Here is a 16,146-nt window from a genome sequence, read left to right as displayed (position 1 = left end):
AAACTCTTGCATAACCGTGTGATACACCATTACGCTCTGTAGGACTGATGCTGCGTATTATAGGCTTAGTTAGTATTCTTGCAATTGAGTAAAATTGTTTTTTAGCCTTAGAAAAACTAATGTGTTGCGAGGGTGTTAATAGTTTATCATTTTATCTTTAAAAACAGCTAAACGCTCTACGTAGCTGAGGTTGAGAGGGGTGGTTGTGGTAAGTTGAGTTAATGATATGCAGCCAATTACCTTGATTATCGATGAATTTTATTGACGGTGAAAGAATATTTATGCATTTACACCAAGTAAGAGTGTATTACGAAGATACCGATGCAGGTGGCATTGTTTATTATGCCAACTACCTCAAGTTTATGGAAAGGGCAAGAACCGAGTGGCTTAGAGCCCTTGGCTTCGAACAAGATAGATTAATGGAACAATCGGTCGCTTTTGTCGTCAAACGCGTTGAAATGCATAACTATGCGCCTGCTCGATTCAATGATCTGTTGAGTATTGAAACGCAGGTTGTAGAATTGAAAGGTGCGAGTATGACGTTTCAACAAACCATTAAAAATAAACAAGATGTAACTTTGGTATCTGCCGATATTCAAGTTGCTTGTGTCAGTCTAGATACTATGAAGCCTAGACGACTACCACGTACATTGTTAGGGGAAATAACGCGTGTCATCTGATCTTACTTTTATCGGCCTATTTTTGCAGGCCAGCTTTATTGTTCAACTTGTTATGTTGCTTTTATTAGGCGTATCAGTTGCCTCTTGGACATTTATCTTTCAGCGTAGTAAGGCGCTTTCAAGTGCACGAGAAGAGATGCGTCAGTTTGAAGATAAGTTTTGGTCAGGTGCTGATTTAAATCGACTTTATCAAGAGCTATCTGCTCGCCCTAACTTATCAGGTATCGGCACTATCTTTTGTGCCGGCTTCAAAGAATTTGTCCGCTTACGCAAATCAAATACCGGCACCAATGCTATTGTAGACGGTACTTATCGCTCAATGCGGGTAACAATGTCTCGCCAAGTAGAAGAACTAGAAAGCCGACTCCCGTTTCTAGCAACAGCTGGTTCAATTAGCCCGTATATCGGCCTATTTGGTACGGTTTGGGGGATCATGAACGCCTTTATCGCGCTAGGGGAAGTACAACAAGCTACGCTAGCCATGGTTGCACCAGGTATCGCTGAAGCGCTTATTGCAACAGCTATTGGCTTATTTGCGGCCATTCCTGCGGTTATTGCGTATAACCGTTTTAGTCACCAAGTTGAAAAATTGGAAAACAGTTACGGTAACTTTATGGAAGAGTTTTCTGCCATTCTTCACCGTCAGGCAGTATCTGGTCAAGCTCAGCAGCCGCAAGCGTAAATGCGAACATTGATGCGAGCTTAATTCACTGGTGAGAGAGGAATTATTATGTATGTAAGAAAGCGCCGTAGGCCGGTTTCTGAAATTAACGTAGTGCCCTACATCGATGTAATGTTGGTGCTACTGATTATCTTTATGGTAACGGCTCCGCTAATTTCGCAAGGGGTTAAAGTTGATTTACCTAAAGCGAGTGCGAATCCTATTGAGCAAGAAGATAATCCACCTATTATTGCGTCAGTAGACGTTAAAGGTCGCTATTTTCTTAATGTGGGAGACGACCAAGAGTCGCCCCTGCAACAAGAAGACTTAGCAGCCTTAGTACAAGCTCAGCTACAAAAAGATCCTAATACGCCAGTGGTAGTAAAAGGAGATGGACAAGTTGCTTATAATGAAGTCATTCAACTTATGGTGTTATTGCAAGGCGCGGGCGTGCCTTCTGTAGGTTTAATGACAGACCCCGTTGAGCCAGAGTAGGTTTATTGATGACTGCAAGTTCTGTTGGCATTTATAAATCTATCGCACTCCACCTTGTGGTGGCTGCAGTGTTGCTAATTAGCGTCAGCTTTTCACCTTCTCCTTTGCCGACAATGGCCACTAATGCGCCGGTTATTGAAGCTACCTTTATTGATGCTCAAGCCATTGCCGATACCAAACGGGAACAAGCACAAGCAGAAGCGCAAGCACGAGAGGCAGAAGCGCAAAGAAAGAAGAAGGAAGCGCAGGCTGCTGCAGCTAAGCGTAAGCGAGCGGCAGAGGCTAAGCAGGCTAGAGAGAAGAAGCAAGCTGAAGAAGCAGAATTCAAACGTCAAAAAGAGCTAGAGCAGTTGGCAGCGCAAAAGGAACAACAGCGCAAAGAACGTGAAGCAAAAGCGAAAGCCGATGCAGAGCGCAAGAAAAAAGAAGCCGCTGAAAATGCTGAGATGGAGAGAATTATGCAAGAGCAACTTGCGCAAGAGCAAGCGGCTCAGCAACAACGAAGAGGTGCACAAGTTTTGACTGAGGTAGAGCGTTATACCGCATTAATTCAGCAAACGATAAAACGGAACTTGTACAACGATGACAGCTTCAAAGGTAAGGTATGTAGATTGAATATCAAATTGGCTACCACAGGTTATGTGACTAGCATACGTATCTTAGGCGGGCATGATGCCTTATGCAGAGCGGCAGAAAGTGCCGTACGCCGCGCAGAAGAACTGCCGGTCTCAGATGCGCCCGACGTTTATGAGCAACTAAAAGATATTAACTTAAAAGTGGAACTGTAGTGCAATGAAGAAAACAGGTTTATGGATAGCCGCCATCGCGATGGTATTTAGTGCCAAGGTGTTCGCGACATTAGAAATTGTGATCACTGAAGGCATAAACAGCGCTCGACCTATTGGTGTCGTGCCGTTTAAGTGGAAAGGTACAGGTACATTGCCTAGCGATATTTCTGAAGTCATCATGGCAGACCTGATGCGCAGTGGTAAATTTAGCCCCGTTGCGACAAGTAAAATGCCACAAATGCCTGAAACCGCTGATGAGGTTAATTACTCTGCGTGGGCGTCTCTTGGTGTTGATACCGTTTTGGTCGGTAGTATTGAACCTGAAGGTACGGACAAATATTTAGTTTCTTACCAATTGGTCGATGTACTAAAAGGGCAGTTAGACGGTGGCCAGTCTCAGGTATTAAAAAATGGTGAGTTAGTTGTAAGTAACGAACATGTAATAGCAGCGCGCCAATCTATTATTAGCCCTAGAGACTTTAGGCAATACGCACATCGCATTAGTGATGTCGTGTATGAAAAGTTAACAGGTGTTCGCGGTGCATTCTTAACCCGTATTGCTTATGTCATTGTACGTGATAGAGATGCGTACGAAAAACCATACCAACTAGTAATTTCAGATTATGATGGCGAGAACGAAACACGCTTGTTGTCGTCACCTGAACCATTGATGTCTCCGGTTTGGTCACCAGACGGTGAAAAGCTAGCGTACGTAAGTTTTGAAAACCGTAGACCTCAAATCTTCATACAAGACATCTATACTAGCAAACGTACAACCGTAACCGATTTTCCTGGTATTAATGGGAGTCCCTCGTTTTCACCAGATGGCAAGCAACTTGCAATGGTTTTATCGAAAGATGGGAACCCAGAGATCTATGTTATGGATCTTGCTACGAAAAATTTGACTAGAGTAACGCGCAACCGTGCTATCGATACAGAGCCTTCATGGCTACCTGATGGTAGTGGTTTAATTTTTAGCTCTGAACGGGGTGGTAAACCCCAGATATATAGCGTAAATTTAAATTCTAGAAAGGTAAGACGCGTTACTTTTGTAGGCGAACAGAACTTGGGTGCTACATTAACGCCCGACGGTAAGCAAATGGTAGTGGTTAATCAAACCAATGGAAACTACCATATTGCTAAGCAGGCATTAGACGGTGGCTCTCCACAGGTACTAACAAGAACCTTTTTGGATGAGTCTCCTAGTGTAGCGCCTAACGGTAGTATGATTATTTATAGTACCCTTCATGAAGGGACACAAGTACTTTCACTTGTTTCTCTTGATGGGCGCTTTAAAGCCAGATTACCTGCAGCCGATGGGCAAGTGAAATCGCCAAGTTGGTCACCATTTTTGTTCTAACAATTGAAATATCAAACAATAACATTTAAGGATTAGTAGGATGCAAATGAATAAATTAATGAAGAGCTTCATTATCGTCTTGCCAGTGGTGACCATGATGGCTTGTTCGTCTGGCCCTAGCGAAGAAGAGCTAGCCGCTGAACGTAACCGTCTTGCACAAGAACAAGCACAAGCAGAGCAAGATGCTCGTCAAGCTGAAGCACAGCGCGTAGAAGCAGAAGCTGCTCAGCGTATGAAGCGTTCAGAAGAAATGGTTCAGCAAGAAATGGAAGCGCTGAAAAACGAACAAACCGTTTACTTCGATTTTGACCGCGCTAGTATCAAGCCAGAATTCCAACGTTTACTTGATAAACACGCGGCGTTCTTGGTGAAAAACCCTAGCACGAAAGTGACTATTGAAGGTCACACTGATAGTCGTGGTACGCCTGAGTACAACATTGCACTAGGTGAGCGTCGTGCCCAGTCTGTTGAAACTTACCTAATGAACGCTGGTGTAAGCAGCAGTCAAATTACGGTTGTTTCATACGGTGAAGAAAAATCTGCGGTAATGGGTTCAACTGAATATGCATTCGCGCAAAATCGTCGCGGAGTGGTTGTTTACCGATAATGGCTTTTACAGCAATTAATACTATTAAAGCAGGCGTCACCTTGTGTGCCGCCTTTGCTATTTCAAGTTCAGCTTTCGCGCAGGCGCCAGTGGTAGATGCCAATGGCGGCAGCAACCTAGAACAGCGTATTGCGGTTTTAGAACGTATTGTTAAAAGCCGAACTGAAATGCAGCACCGTTTACAAACCCAATTGGACAACATGCAAAGCGAAGTTGACCAATTGCGAGGGTCTGTTGAAGTTAACACCAACGAGCTGGAAAAGGTGCTTGAACGTCAGCGTGAATTGTACCTTGAGATAGATAAGCGTGTTGAGGCACTTAAACAAGGCGGTTTGGCAAACGTAGGTGGTACTGGCGCTTCGCAAAGCAATTCTGCAGGGGTTACCCCTTCTACAAGCTCATCATCCCCACAAGAGGGTGAGGACGAAGCATACGACAGTGCTGTTAATCTTATTCTGAAATCTCGTGAATACGATAAAGCCATTCCTGCTTTTCAGTCATTCATACAACGATTTCCGAATAGCGAATATGCGCCAAATGCGCACTACTGGCTTGGACAGCTGTTGTTTAACAAACAGCAATGGAATGACGCTATTGAGCAGTTTAATATTGTATCGAACCGTTTTTCTGATTCAGTGAAACGTCCGGATGCATTATTAAAGTTAGGCGTCATTGCCGAACGCACTGGCGACAGTAGTGGAGCGCGAAACTTCTTTCAGCAAGTGATTAGCGAATACCCTAATTCTTCTGCAAAGCGGTTAGCGGAATCTAGATTAAATAATCTATAATAAAAAAACCTCTCTTAACGAGAGGTTTTTTTTCACCCCTTTGAAATTTTATACCTCTGTTGTACTGAACCAGACACAATATTTATAAGTATATTTTTAAAGAAATTCCAAAAACTACGCATTTTTTTAGACTTAATTCGGTAACATTTTGTCGGTCTAAAAAAGTTTTATAATGGTTTTGTGGTAGGAATTATGCGCGATTTGTGTTGATTTTGAGCGGTTGAAAGCTTTTTACTACAAAAATCAAAATAAAAACGCCTTTTGGGTTGCGTCAGATAAAAATCTGAGTATTATATGCCGCCGTTGCCAAGACACAGGCAACATCAGGAAAGATTGGGTCGTTAGCTCAGCTGGTAGAGCAGTTGACTTTTAATCAATTGGTCGCTGGTTCGAATCCAGCACGACCCACCAATTCTTCTCCTGGCTCCAAATGACGGGTCGTTAGCTCAGCTGGTAGAGCAGTTGACTTTTAATCAATTGGTCGCTGGTTCGAATCCAGCACGACCCACCATCATTTGAAAGCGAAGTACAATCAAGCTAATACCAACAGCTTGTATGCTCATTGTTTCATTTGTAAATGTGTGAGTAGTAAATGTGTTATTTGATGGGTCGTTAGCTCAGCTGGTAGAGCAGTTGACTTTTAATCAATTGGTCGCTGGTTCGAATCCAGCACGACCCACCATCATTTCATAAAGTGCTTTCTACCAAGCTTACTACATAAAAAATATCACTCCCAAAGCGATATATTCAAAAATTCCCTTCTACCTATTAGTGTGCTGCGCCAAAGTTGCTCCAGAACACAATATTCAAGTAAAAGAAACGTAGCGCTGTTAGGCTATCTGCTGCTAACAATTCTGCAAAAATGGGGTTACCGGCTCGTGTTAATCCTCAACTAGCACTTATTCCATGTGTAATTCACTTTTTTAGAATGATGTGGTTGAAAATCGGTCAATCATCCTTAACTAAGTAGTATGTATTTTTTATGACAGTTGGGTATAATCCACGCCCTTGTCACAACCGAGATGTAGGTCAATGTCAGTAGCCTTTCGAGTGGAACAGGTAGAGTATCCTTTTCCCGCTAAACCGCAGCCATTATCAGATGCCCGTAGAGCATCGCTTAAAGCTGAGATTAAATCTTTGCTTAAACAGCGAAATGCTGTGCTGGTTGCGCATTACTATACCGATCCTGAAATTCAGGCATTAGCTGAAGAAACTGGTGGTTGTGTTGCTGATTCGTTAGAAATGGCACGCTTTGGTCGTGATGCAGCAGAACAAACGTTAATTGTAGCGGGCGTTCGCTTCATGGGGGAAACAGCAAAAATACTCAGTCCAGAAAAAACGGTGTTAATGCCAACTCTGGAAGCTACCTGTTCGCTGGATATTGGTTGTCCCATCGAAGAATTCAGTGCGTTTTGTGATGCACACCCCGATCACACGGTCGTGGTTTATGCTAATACTTCGGCTGCCGTAAAAGCCCGAGCAGATTGGGTAGTGACCTCAAGTATTGCATTAGAGATAGTTGAGCACTTAGATAGCCAAGGTAAAAAAATCATCTGGGGGCCTGACCGTCACTTAGGCTCGTACATTGCCAAACAAACTGGCGCGGAAATGTTGATGTGGCAGGGCGAATGTATTGTTCATGATGAGTTCTCAGCGCAGAAGCTGGCTGACATGAAAGCACTGTATCCTAACGCGGCAGTATTGGTTCACCCTGAATCACCTGCCAGTGTGGTAGACATGGCTGACGCAGTAGGCTCCACTAGCCAACTGATTAAAGCGTCGCAAACCATGGACAACGACACCTTCATTGTGGCCACCGATAAAGGCATTTTTTATAAAATGCAGCAACTCACGCCCAATAAAACATTTATTGAAGCACCGACTGGTGGAAACGGCGCAACGTGTAAGAGCTGCGCTCATTGCCCGTGGATGGCCATGAACGGCCTTGAGGCGATAAAAGCCTCATTAGGCGCTACATATGAAGGCCATGAGATCTTCGTTGACGACAGCCTGCGTGAGGGCGCTTTAATCCCACTCGATCGTATGCTCACTTTCTCAGAAGAACTAAAAGCAAAAGGCGGCCTATAACGCTTATTAAGGTAAAGACGAGTAATTATTCAGCAGTTAGCGTGTTTTTTCGCGCAACGTCTTGATTAAGACACTCGCTTTACCTACTATACGCGCGCTCTAGGCAAATGCTTTGGCAGTATTTCGTTATTTGCGTTCACCGCAAATAGCACAAAAATTTGGAGAGGTGGCTGAGTGGCTGAAGGCGCACGCCTGGAAAGTGTGTTTAGGGTTAAACCTAACGAGGGTTCGAATCCCTCTCTCTCCGCCAAATAGAAAAAGCCCCGTTTCTTTGCGAAGAACGGGGCTTTTTTGTGTTTAATGCAAAATGTGTAAAAGCATAAACCATGCATGCATAAAAATTTTAAAACTCAGCTTATTGAAGTACCAAAATTTAAAGCCTCTTCAATGAGCAGATGACACAACCACTACATGAATAAATTTCATGATCTTAATTATCAAAGCGCGGCACCAAGTAGTACAATCGCGTTTTTTATTTCATCATTCGTTAGTAGAGCCGTAAAATGAAATTCTTTATAACCCTTATTCGCAACTTACTTGGGGCTATCATTGCATTTGTCGATGTAATAACCCGGGGCACTAAACTAAAACGTTCGCCAGAACAACAAGTGCAAGTGGCAGAGGAAAGCCAAAATTTGGCTTTATACCAGTTCTTTGGTTGCCCTTTTTGCATTAAAACTCGCCGCGCAATGTACAAATATAATCTGCCTATTCAAAAGCGAAATGTATCAGAAGGTTCGCCTTACAGAGAAGAGCTGTTACAAGGCGGCGGAAAAATTCAAACGCCATGTCTTCGAATTGAAAATAACGATGGCGTTGAGTGGCTATACGACTCTAAAGCGATTATCGGCTATTTAGAAACACGCTTTGTTGAAGCAAAGTAACTGATTATTATAGTTGAAGTTATTGTTAAAGTTCCTAGCTTCACTGTAACGGCTAGCCCTGCTAAAAGGGCTAACCCTCTACGAAGAACAGCTGTAGTGTGAAATACCTCCAGCATTAAAATATTCTCGCGGGCGCAAACGGTAATAACCGCTTTGTGTTTGCTCTGATTGTTCTTCGTAGGGTTTAGTCAGCACGTCTTGCAGTGCGTGAATACGATCAAAATTGCCAACTTGTGCGTCTTTATACGCCGGTACAACTAACCATTCACGCCATGTAAACTTAGGGTTAGTAAGCTTCATCTTTTTTGAAATATCATTAATATCACCCGACTTTTCAAGTTGAGTTCGCCAACTTTTTAGCCACTCATTCCATTCAAAACTCATGCTTTCTTTAAGCTCAGCATAAAAACTTGTTTTTAGTGCTTCAACATCTTTAGGAAGGTTAGATAGCTCTCTAAAAAAGTGGTTATAGTCCACACCAGTGCGCATCATTAAGTGTAATAGTTGAAGCAGCAGCTCATTATCGTAAGCGTTAAGCCCGAGTTTTGCGGCCCACATGTTGTCCATCTTTTCTTGCATGACCGTGGCAAAGTTGCTGTTCACATCACGTAATGCTTCTAGTTCAGTTGGTGCATTGATGAGCAAGGGCTCCACAGCGCGACAGAACATATCAAAGTTTTTTTCTGCCGCTACAGGCTGGTTTAAAAACGAGAAGTGACGACCTCCACCAGTCCATGGTTGGTAAGCTGGGTCGAATAACTCACAAAACCCAAAGGGTCCGTAATCAAGTGTATATCCTCCAGCCGCGCAGTTGTCGCTATTGAAGTTTCCTTGGCAATAACCTACTCGAATCCAATGCGCCACAAGGGATGTGAGTCGGTCTTGAAACGCAGTAGCTAGGGCAACAATCTGAGCTTCAAAGGGTTGGGCTGTATCGATATCATTTTTATATTCACGTTCAATCAAATGCGTTGCTAGAAGCTGAAGCTCTTTTAAAGCCGTAGGGTGTTGGTTGCTTCTTGCTCGTCTTCCAAAAAGTTCTAGCTGGCCCACGCGAATAAATGAAGGGGCAACGCGGGTTGAGATGGCCACAAGATTTGGCACCATCTCTTCTGGGTCTTGAGAGTTTGAGCCCTCTAAATACCAAGGTCTGTCGACAGTTTCAGACTGAGACATAAATAAACTGAGAGAACGCGACGTAGGAACACCCAATGCGTGCATATGCTCTTGTACTAAAAACTCTCGAACACTCGAGCGCAATACTGCTCTGCCGTCAGCGCCTCGGCAGTATGGTGTTCTTCCTGCGCCCTTTAACTGCATTTCAAAGCGCTTTCCATTAGTAACAATTTCCAGTACTGAAAGGGCTCGGCCATCTCCATATCCATTGCCCGTTGAAAATGGGCATTGCTGAATATATTCGGTGCCATAAATTGACAAGGCATAGCCGGTAGCCCAGCCATAGGGTCGTAACTCGGCGGGTAGGGAAGTCATGCCACCAGAAAACAAACGCATAAATTCAGGCGTGTGGGCAAGACTGTTATCAAAGCCTAATTCTTCAAAGAACGCTTGGCTATGAGCAACGTAGATAGGGTTTTCAATAGGGGTGGGCGTTACCGGTACATAATGGCCAGAGAATACCTGCCTTGGGTTATGCTCATTACCATCTTCTTTAGCGTGCGGATCCACAACCAGACTATTTAAAAATGAATAATCAACGTATTTTGCAAGGTCGCTAACAGTTTGAATTGGCTGTTCAGTTTTATTCTCTTGATCGTCTAACATTGGCGCCTCTTTAACACGTTTGATTTAGAGGGCATTGTACTACATATCCATCTCGTTACTTTACACTGTGGTGAGTATTTGAAGTTGCAGCTCATAGCGGTAAATTTAGATAGCCGATTCATGTCACAATTATGGTCACTTAGTCGGTGATACGGTTCTCAAAACGATTGCCGACACCATTAAAGTGACCTTGCGGGATTATGATACTCCAGGGCGTTTTGGCGGCGAGGAGTTTATTGCTATTTTGCCAGGCACTTCAGGTGAACAAGCCCTGACCATTGCTGAGCGGGTTAGAGCAGCTGTGAGCAAGCTAGAAATTGGCTTAGAAAACTCATCACAGGTATCTAACGTTACGGTTAGTTTAGGCGTAGCTAACCTAGTACCAACCGACAGCAAAGCAGAATCTATCATCGACAGAGCCGATAAAGCCTTGCTAAAAGCCAAACAGATGGGCCGTAATCAAGTGGTACTTGGTGATTAACTGTTGCACAACCTATTCGTTCAATAAGACCCAGAAGCATGTAAACCTGCTTGCAACCCTACACATACGATTTTACACTTCCGTTTTTTAAGACCCGTAACGGAAATTTTATATGAATTACAACAATGTCGATGCTTTAAAAAAGCACTTAATTAAATCTCCTGAAAGCGTTGAGTTTGGAGATGTAACAGCCCTTATCGATAATGCATTCACATTCACGCCAACGGCCTTTACCAATGGTGAAGTAACTAATGAAGCTAACCAAAACAATGGTTCTTGCAAATTACTCGCGTTAGGCCAGCATCTTCAACTTAACCAAGCACAGACATTAGCACTGTTTGGTGGCTTCTATCGTGATGACGTTTTAAAAAATCCTGATGGTGATGACCACGCAAATATTCGCAATTTTATGCAGACAGGGCATGAAGGCGTGAGTTTTGAGGCTTTTCCTCTATCCGTTAAAAGCTAGATTCTTATCTAGGCTCAGAATCTCTTAATGTTAGTATTTCTGCGCCTGTCGCCGTTACCAATACCGTGTGTTCCCACTGAGCAGATAGTTTCTTATCTCGTGTAACCACGGTCCAACCGTCTTTTTTAAGCTTTGTTTTATACGTGCCTTGGTTAATCATGGGCTCTATTGTGAAGGTCATGCCTGCTTCCAATTTAAGCCCAGTTCCCGCGCTACCCACGTGGACTATTTCTGGCTCTTCATGCATTTCTTTGCCAATGCCATGGCCACAATAATCGCGAACAACACTGTACCCATGTTTCTGCGCATGCTCTTGAATAGCGGCACCAATGTCACCAATTGTCGAGCCGTGTTTAACGGTCTCTATGCCTTTGTACATCGCTTCATAAGTCACATCAATTAACTTTTTCGCAATAGGTGAAACTGTACCAATTGCGTACATTTTGCTGCTATCTGCAATATAGCCATTTTTTTCTAGGGTGATGTCTATGTTGACGATATCACCATTCTTAAGCTTTTTAGCTGCAGAAGGAACACCATGGCAAACCACGTCATTCACAGAACTATTGAGTACAAATTGATACCCATATTGCCCTTTACTTGCGGGTCTTGCTTTAAGGCAATCAACAATAAACCGTTCTACAAAGCTATCAATTTCAAGGGTGGTAATGCCAGGAGCCATAAAGCTATCTAGCTCGTTGAAAACCTTTGCCAGTAATTTGCCTGATTCACGCATTAGTGCAATTTCACTGGCTGATTTTATAAGGCTATTCACTAACCAACCTTACTGAAGATACGTTTTGAGAGCGCATCTCTAAATCAATGATTTGTTCATAAGATAATTTGGGATTTTGCTCTGCTAGCCGGCCGACTTTCATCCAAAATTCTGCTTGCGAATTAATAGAACGTTCCATCACTGCGCTGGTTTTACGCACCTCTTCATGCAATGCATCAGATATCTTAACAATTCCCATAATAAACCCAATTTAGAAATATATGTTTTGCTACATAATGTACTAAAACATGTATCTTGTCTAATGCTTGATTCGTGAACTTAATAGCAGCAGACGTTAACAAAACACATGCGACACTTTTTGTCGCATGTGTTATTTATGCTAATAGGCAATTCCAATAACAGGTCGATACTTGTGAACGCATTCCAGCGAAAGTTAGACATTCTACAATTTATACCCCGCGCACCTCGTAAAGTGTCGAGTCGGCAGATTTTAGATAACTTGCAAAACAGTGGTCACGCCAATATTGATATGCGTACTGTGCAGCGAGATTTAAAAAGCCTTGAGCAAATAGGCTTGTTTGGCCTTGAAGTGGATAAACGCTCAAAACCCTTTGGCTGGAATATTAATGCCTGTTTCAAGAAATTAAACTTAAGCTTGATGGATGGCAATACCGCCCTTGCGTTCAATGTACTCGAGCAATCTAGTGAAACCCTTCCGAATACTACATTGAAAGAACTACAGCCTTACTTCAATAAGGCCGAGCAAATACTAGCTCATGATAACGACTCGCTTTTGCAGCATTGGTCAAAGTCGGTGAGTAATGTGCAAGTGTCACAACCTTTGGTGCCACCTGATATCGACCCGGTTACGTTAGAGCGTTTAAAAAACGCTTTGTATTACAAAAAACAGGTGAATGCAGATATAAAAAGGCTTTTCAAGCGCGCAAAAAAAGCAGTATGGAAGCATTATGATAAAGTGAACCCAATGGGGTTAATACAGCAAAATGGTCGTCTAATATTTATATGTACTTTTGGATCTTTGCATACCAGACGATATTCCTTACCGATAAATTTTATTCGAAATGTTGAGGTGACAAAGAGTGATTGCCAGCAAAGCAATGACTATCACAAAAGCCTCCGAGCTGAGTTGGTGTCAACGCAAGAAAAAGCGGAATTGAAACTGCTTATCAACGACAATTCTTTCTTCCTATTACACGGCTATAAGCTGGCTGAAGATCAAAACATCTGCAGCTCAACGATTGCCGGAAAGTCACTATTGACGGCAACGGTTACCGACGACAGTAAGCTTCGCGCATTTTTAAGAGGGCTAGGAAGTAATATTGAAGTTCTTGAGCCCTTATCGCTTAGACGTTACTTTACAGGCTTGTCGGAAAGCCTCTACCAGACTTACTGCAATTAATATAACAACGCGCGTTTTAGCGTTGATTATTCGGGCTGGCGAAGCGTTATTCTCTAGCCTTTTCCTTTTAGCCTCACGAAAGTCGGGGTATCTAGATACTCGCTTTTACCATTATAGGGTTGAGATAGTCTTGGTCGCTTCATCTCTACTATCTTTTCAGAAGAAGGTTCGCTTTGCGCATCAGGTGGAATGCCTGTCGCAATAACCAACACCTCAGCAAAGTGGGGAAGTTCTTCCGAGATAGTTACGCCACTAATAATCAATGCTCGAGAGCTGTCTATCAAGGTTTGTAGCTCAGCCAGCATACTTTCGTACATTGCAAGGCTGGGCTCTTGTTGACAAGATAGCTGAACTATTACACCTTGCGTGCCTTTAATATGGTTGGTTTGTACTAAAGGGTTCTTCAAAGCATGCGTTAGTGCATCACAAAGTGTTTCATCACTGTGCGCCACGCCAACGCCTAAGGCGGTATCACCTTCAAGTGATAGAATATGGCTGAAATCGTTGATATCAACATTGATGTAACCCGTGCTGGTTAGCATAGTAATGATGGATTCAACAATTCGCTGCATTTGCGTGTCACAATGCCGGAAGGCGCTAATAATGCCCACGGTTGCATCAAGCGCGGTGATAAGTGCATCGTTTGAAAGCACCAGGGTCGCGTTGGCTTTGCGCTTAATTTCTTCAAGGGCGTGATAGGCTATTTCTTTGCGTTTATCCCCTTCAGATTTAAAGGGCAGGGTAACAAAGCAAAGGGCATCTATTCCCATTTCTGATGCTAAATCTAACAACACTGAAGTGGCACCGCTGCCGGTTCCTCCTCCAAGCCCTGCTATCACTATAATGAGGGTGTCGTCGGCGATCAGGGCTTTTAATAACTCAATACTATGTTCGGCGGCATGTTTAGCCACTTCAGGGTTGGCGCCTGCGCCGAAACCTTTTGTGGTGTGCTCGCCAATCAACACAACTTCATGCTTTGTTGAATGTTCTTGAGATTGTTTATGTGAAAGGTTTTGACACTGGTTTAGCGCAGAAATATCGGTATTAATCGAGCTAAACCTAATGGTGCTGTGCGCTGAAGCGGAAGACATATTGCTAATTGCGTTACCTCCACACCCACCTACACCAATAACGTGAATATTTATTTTTGTTGCGTCTTTTTCCCACATAACCACCACCGAAACTTGACCAAAGAAGAGTACTTAGGATGATGTATTAATGCGGTAAAAACTGACGCACCCAGCGTTTACCTCAGTAAAAGAGCACAGTTATTTTAGTAAAAAAAGAACCTAAATCTCAAAAAGGCACTTTAGTTATCACTTTGCCATCTATCGCACGAAACATCTCTTTGTGTTCTTTCCAATAGCCGCTTATTGTTACCCTTACAGTAATGGGGCCCTCTTCAATATTCATAAAGTAAAAGCCATGATAACCTGCAAAAGGCGTTGTGAAAGCGCCACTTTGCTTGATACCTTCACCCCGGGAATACGCCATTTCAAATCCGTCAGGGTACTGCATCGCGTCTTGGCTTGAGGGATGGCCATGAAAATCGTAATACACACCTTCACCCTTGTGGTTTAGCACTTTCCAGCTATACACGAATGTACTGTCAGCAGGCATAATGAATTTATGTTCTATTTCGCCGTAGTCTTCAATATCGATATCAAAAGTTTCTGATTTAAACGGCGTATCTTCAAGATGAATAAGCCCTTGTACCGACTCGTTTATGCGCTCGGCGGTGGGATCGTAATCACCTATATTAAATGACAGCGTTAAATCTTGTGTATTGAATCGAGCAGCGCTTTCCTGTTGTGTATGTTCACTTACCGATTGCTCGGCTTTACCCATCTCGGCTTTACCCATCTCGACAAGGCCAAGTGTGCTACCTAAACCTGTAGGATCGATGCCATATTCTGCAGGCAAAATAGCCACCACTAAAATAGCGCCAGCGGCAAGGGTGGTGAGTATTATTTTATTTAACAATGTCATTATTTATTTTCCTTCACCGCGTCTTTTATCGCGGTGTTTTCGCTATTTCTAATAGTTTTAGCTTCAAGTCTTTTAGATAGCTATACCTTGGGTTTTCATGCTGTATTTGCGTTGTTTTAGCCCAATAAATAGCCGGTAATGTGCAAGCCGAACAACATAAGCCCAGCACCAAATAGCCCCATATTTACAGCGTTTGAAATAGCAGGGTAGTGGGGCTGCCTGTGCAGCCAAGATAAACTGCTCAATAGCATGACAAGTGCTAACAATTGGCCGATTTCGACACCTAAATTAAACGCCAACATGTTAGGAATGAGCCCATTCGTAGCCAAAGCCAAATCTTGCAGTTTACTCGAAAGCCCGAATCCATGAGCTAACCCAAAGCCAAACACGGCCATTTTAGGGTTTAAAAAGCGAAACTTACTTAAGTTTTCCAGTGCCTTATAACAAATAGATATGCCAATAATAGCGTCAATAAGATAGGGGTTAACATGAAGACCTGACAACACTCCAAGTAGTAGTGTTATGGAGTGGCCCAACGCAAAAAGGCTCACAAATATAGCGATGTCGCGAAATTTGGATAAGAAGAAAATGACACCCACAAGATAAAGCAGGTGGTCGTATCCGGTTACCATGTGTTTGGCACCCAAATACATAAAAGGCCAGATGTGAACACCGGAGGCATTGGAGAGAAAGCCTTGATCTTGTTGTGCTACACCATGGGCTAATGCCGACGGCGTTGCTAACAGAAAAACTAATATGCCGGCTAAAGGAAAAGCGGGTAAAAAGGCTAATAGAAAGCGAGTTAATGTGTTTTTGACCACAGCGTTATTCATTTAAACACTCTAAGCTATAGCCTCAAACCCGCGAATCTGCGGGTCCGAGTGGTTCAAAGTGAAAGCTTGCAGCACACGAGCCGGT

18 protein-coding genes and 4 tRNA genes are annotated in these 16,146 nt (G+C 43.2%); 16 read left to right on the top strand and 6 right to left on the bottom strand.

The genetic code is table 11. The features are described 5' to 3' along the window. Nucleotides 1-281 precede the first annotated feature (281 nt). The 13 genes from ybgC (at nt 282) to AMBT_RS11845 (ending at nt 8,351) form a co-directional block, all read left to right on the top strand. Nucleotides 282-680, top strand: coding sequence for a tol-pal system-associated acyl-CoA thioesterase (gene ybgC, locus AMBT_RS11905; protein WP_013784873.1), 399 nt, complete (start codon nt 282-284; stop codon nt 678-680). Further along, nucleotides 670-1,362: a protein TolQ gene (gene tolQ, locus AMBT_RS11900; RefSeq protein ID WP_013784872.1), complete on the top strand. Its 693-nt coding sequence runs from the start codon at nt 670-672 to the stop codon at nt 1,360-1,362. Before ybgC ends, tolQ begins: the two co-directional genes overlap by 11 nt. Nucleotides 1,363-1,410: 48 nt before the next feature. Further along, a complete protein-coding gene (gene tolR, locus AMBT_RS11895) occupies nt 1,411-1,836 on the top strand; it encodes a protein TolR (protein WP_013784871.1) in 426 nt (141 codons plus the stop codon). Between the two features lie 8 nt (nt 1,837-1,844). Then, a complete protein-coding gene (gene tolA, locus AMBT_RS11890; RefSeq protein ID WP_013784870.1) occupies nt 1,845-2,624 on the top strand; it encodes a cell envelope integrity protein TolA in 780 nt (259 codons plus the stop codon). Between the two features lie 4 nt (nt 2,625-2,628). Then, nucleotides 2,629-3,984 carry a Tol-Pal system beta propeller repeat protein TolB gene (gene tolB / locus AMBT_RS11885; protein WP_013784869.1) on the top strand — a complete coding sequence of 452 codons (1,356 nt, stop codon included), beginning with the start codon at nt 2,629-2,631 and terminating at the stop codon, nt 3,982-3,984. A 40-nt stretch (nt 3,985-4,024) separates the two neighbouring features. Further along, a complete protein-coding gene (gene pal, locus AMBT_RS11880) occupies nt 4,025-4,591 on the top strand; it encodes a peptidoglycan-associated lipoprotein Pal (RefSeq protein ID WP_013784868.1) in 567 nt (188 codons plus the stop codon). Then, nucleotides 4,591-5,379 carry a tol-pal system protein YbgF gene (gene ybgF, locus AMBT_RS11875; RefSeq protein WP_013784866.1) on the top strand — a complete coding sequence of 263 codons (789 nt, stop codon included), beginning with the start codon at nt 4,591-4,593 and terminating at the stop codon, nt 5,377-5,379. Before pal ends, ybgF begins: the two co-directional genes overlap by 1 nt. 335 nt (nt 5,380-5,714) lie before the next feature. Then, nucleotides 5,715-5,790, top strand: a tRNA-Lys gene (locus AMBT_RS11870). A 24-nt stretch (nt 5,791-5,814) separates the two neighbouring features. After that, nucleotides 5,815-5,890 (top strand) — tRNA-Lys (locus tag AMBT_RS11865). Nucleotides 5,891-5,985: 95 nt separating this feature from the next. Continuing rightward, nucleotides 5,986-6,061, top strand: a tRNA-Lys gene (locus tag AMBT_RS11860). 350 nt (nt 6,062-6,411) lie between these two features. Then, nucleotides 6,412-7,467, top strand: coding sequence for a quinolinate synthase NadA (gene nadA / locus AMBT_RS11855; RefSeq protein WP_013784865.1), 1,056 nt, complete (start codon nt 6,412-6,414; stop codon nt 7,465-7,467). A 160-nt stretch (nt 7,468-7,627) separates the two neighbouring features. Further along, nucleotides 7,628-7,717 (top strand) — tRNA-Ser (locus AMBT_RS11850). A gap of 253 nt (nt 7,718-7,970) precedes the next feature. Then, nucleotides 7,971-8,351, top strand: coding sequence for a glutathione S-transferase N-terminal domain-containing protein (locus AMBT_RS11845; RefSeq protein WP_013784864.1), 381 nt, complete (start codon nt 7,971-7,973; stop codon nt 8,349-8,351). A gap of 78 nt (nt 8,352-8,429) precedes the next feature. Here AMBT_RS11845 and AMBT_RS11840 read toward each other — a convergent pair whose 3' ends face one another. Continuing rightward, nucleotides 8,430-10,133, bottom strand: coding sequence for a protein adenylyltransferase SelO family protein (locus AMBT_RS11840; RefSeq protein WP_013784863.1), 1,704 nt, complete (start codon nt 10,131-10,133; stop codon nt 8,430-8,432). Nucleotides 10,134-10,317: 184 nt separating this feature from the next. On the opposite strand from AMBT_RS11840, the gene AMBT_RS11835 reads away from it, so the two are divergent. Together AMBT_RS11835 and AMBT_RS11830 are read left to right on the top strand one after the other, a co-directional pair. Beyond that, on the top strand, nt 10,318-10,614 hold the full coding sequence (locus AMBT_RS11835) for a diguanylate cyclase (RefSeq protein WP_013784862.1): 297 nt from the start codon (nt 10,318-10,320) through the stop codon (nt 10,612-10,614). Nucleotides 10,615-10,726: 112 nt separating this feature from the next. Next, nucleotides 10,727-11,083 (top strand): HopJ type III effector protein, encoded by a 357-nt coding sequence (locus AMBT_RS11830; RefSeq protein ID WP_013784861.1) that lies wholly within the window; start codon nt 10,727-10,729, stop codon nt 11,081-11,083. A 4-nt stretch (nt 11,084-11,087) separates the two neighbouring features. On the opposite strand, the gene map is transcribed toward AMBT_RS11830, so the two are convergent. Both map and AMBT_RS11820 read right to left on the bottom strand, forming a co-directional pair. Further along, nucleotides 11,088-11,819, bottom strand: a complete 732-nt coding sequence (gene map, locus AMBT_RS11825) for a type I methionyl aminopeptidase (RefSeq protein ID WP_049791826.1) — start codon at nt 11,817-11,819, stop codon at nt 11,088-11,090. A gap of 31 nt (nt 11,820-11,850) precedes the next feature. Further along, the gene (locus AMBT_RS11820; RefSeq protein ID WP_013784859.1) at nt 11,851-12,057 is read right to left on the bottom strand and encodes a ParD-like family protein; all 207 of its coding nucleotides are present in this window, start codon (nt 12,055-12,057) and stop codon (nt 11,851-11,853) included. A 174-nt stretch (nt 12,058-12,231) separates the two neighbouring features. Between AMBT_RS11820 and AMBT_RS11815 the strand changes: the two genes are divergently transcribed. Then, on the top strand, nt 12,232-13,239 hold the full coding sequence (locus AMBT_RS11815; RefSeq protein ID WP_013784858.1) for a helix-turn-helix transcriptional regulator: 1,008 nt from the start codon (nt 12,232-12,234) through the stop codon (nt 13,237-13,239). 53 nt (nt 13,240-13,292) lie between these two features. On the opposite strand, the gene AMBT_RS11810 is transcribed toward AMBT_RS11815, so the two are convergent. From AMBT_RS11810 to AMBT_RS11800, 3 genes are all read right to left on the bottom strand, one after another. After that, nucleotides 13,293-14,408 carry a cell division protein FtsZ gene (locus AMBT_RS11810; protein ID WP_013784857.1) on the bottom strand — a complete coding sequence of 372 codons (1,116 nt, stop codon included), beginning with the start codon at nt 14,406-14,408 and terminating at the stop codon, nt 13,293-13,295. Between the two features lie 127 nt (nt 14,409-14,535). Then, the gene (locus AMBT_RS11805; RefSeq protein WP_013784856.1) at nt 14,536-15,228 is read right to left on the bottom strand and encodes a hypothetical protein; all 693 of its coding nucleotides are present in this window, start codon (nt 15,226-15,228) and stop codon (nt 14,536-14,538) included. 116 nt (nt 15,229-15,344) lie between these two features. Further along, complete coding sequence (locus tag AMBT_RS11800) at nt 15,345-16,061, bottom strand: HupE/UreJ family protein (protein WP_013784855.1); 717 nt, start codon at nt 16,059-16,061, stop codon at nt 15,345-15,347. Between the last annotated feature and the right edge of the window lie 85 nt (nt 16,062-16,146).

Source organism: Alteromonas naphthalenivorans (assembly GCF_000213655.1).
Classification (GTDB): domain Bacteria; phylum Pseudomonadota; class Gammaproteobacteria; order Enterobacterales; family Alteromonadaceae; genus Alteromonas; species Alteromonas naphthalenivorans.
The sequence above is the reverse complement of the archived record's forward strand: the minus strand, read 5'-3'. Positions and strand labels throughout refer to the sequence as shown.

What these genes read in the sequence shown, in the direction of transcription:
- tolB (WP_013784869.1), top strand. Translation starts at nt 2,629, where the DNA reads ATGAAGAAAACAGGTTTATGGATAGCCGCCATCGCGATGGTATTTAGT.
- AMBT_RS11810 (WP_013784857.1), bottom strand. Translation starts at nt 14,408, where the DNA reads ATGTGGGAAAAAGACGCAACAAAAATAAATATTCACGTTATTGGTGTA.
- tolR (WP_013784871.1), top strand. Translation starts at nt 1,411, where the DNA reads ATGTATGTAAGAAAGCGCCGTAGGCCGGTTTCTGAAATTAACGTAGTG.
- pal (WP_013784868.1), top strand. Translation starts at nt 4,025, where the DNA reads ATGCAAATGAATAAATTAATGAAGAGCTTCATTATCGTCTTGCCAGTG.
- AMBT_RS11820 (WP_013784859.1), bottom strand. Translation starts at nt 12,057, where the DNA reads ATGGGAATTGTTAAGATATCTGATGCATTGCATGAAGAGGTGCGTAAA.
- AMBT_RS11845 (WP_013784864.1), top strand. Translation starts at nt 7,971, where the DNA reads ATGAAATTCTTTATAACCCTTATTCGCAACTTACTTGGGGCTATCATT.
- AMBT_RS11840 (WP_013784863.1), bottom strand. Translation starts at nt 10,133, where the DNA reads ATGTTAGACGATCAAGAGAATAAAACTGAACAGCCAATTCAAACTGTT.
- AMBT_RS11830 (WP_013784861.1), top strand. Translation starts at nt 10,727, where the DNA reads ATGAATTACAACAATGTCGATGCTTTAAAAAAGCACTTAATTAAATCT.
- map (WP_049791826.1), bottom strand. Translation starts at nt 11,819, where the DNA reads ATGCGTGAATCAGGCAAATTACTGGCAAAGGTTTTCAACGAGCTAGAT.
- ybgF (WP_013784866.1), top strand. Translation starts at nt 4,591, where the DNA reads ATGGCTTTTACAGCAATTAATACTATTAAAGCAGGCGTCACCTTGTGT.
- ybgC (WP_013784873.1), top strand. Translation starts at nt 282, where the DNA reads ATGCATTTACACCAAGTAAGAGTGTATTACGAAGATACCGATGCAGGT.
- AMBT_RS11805 (WP_013784856.1), bottom strand. Translation starts at nt 15,228, where the DNA reads ATGACATTGTTAAATAAAATAATACTCACCACCCTTGCCGCTGGCGCT.
- nadA (WP_013784865.1), top strand. Translation starts at nt 6,412, where the DNA reads ATGTCAGTAGCCTTTCGAGTGGAACAGGTAGAGTATCCTTTTCCCGCT.
- tolA (WP_013784870.1), top strand. Translation starts at nt 1,845, where the DNA reads ATGACTGCAAGTTCTGTTGGCATTTATAAATCTATCGCACTCCACCTT.
- AMBT_RS11800 (WP_013784855.1), bottom strand. Translation starts at nt 16,061, where the DNA reads ATGAATAACGCTGTGGTCAAAAACACATTAACTCGCTTTCTATTAGCC.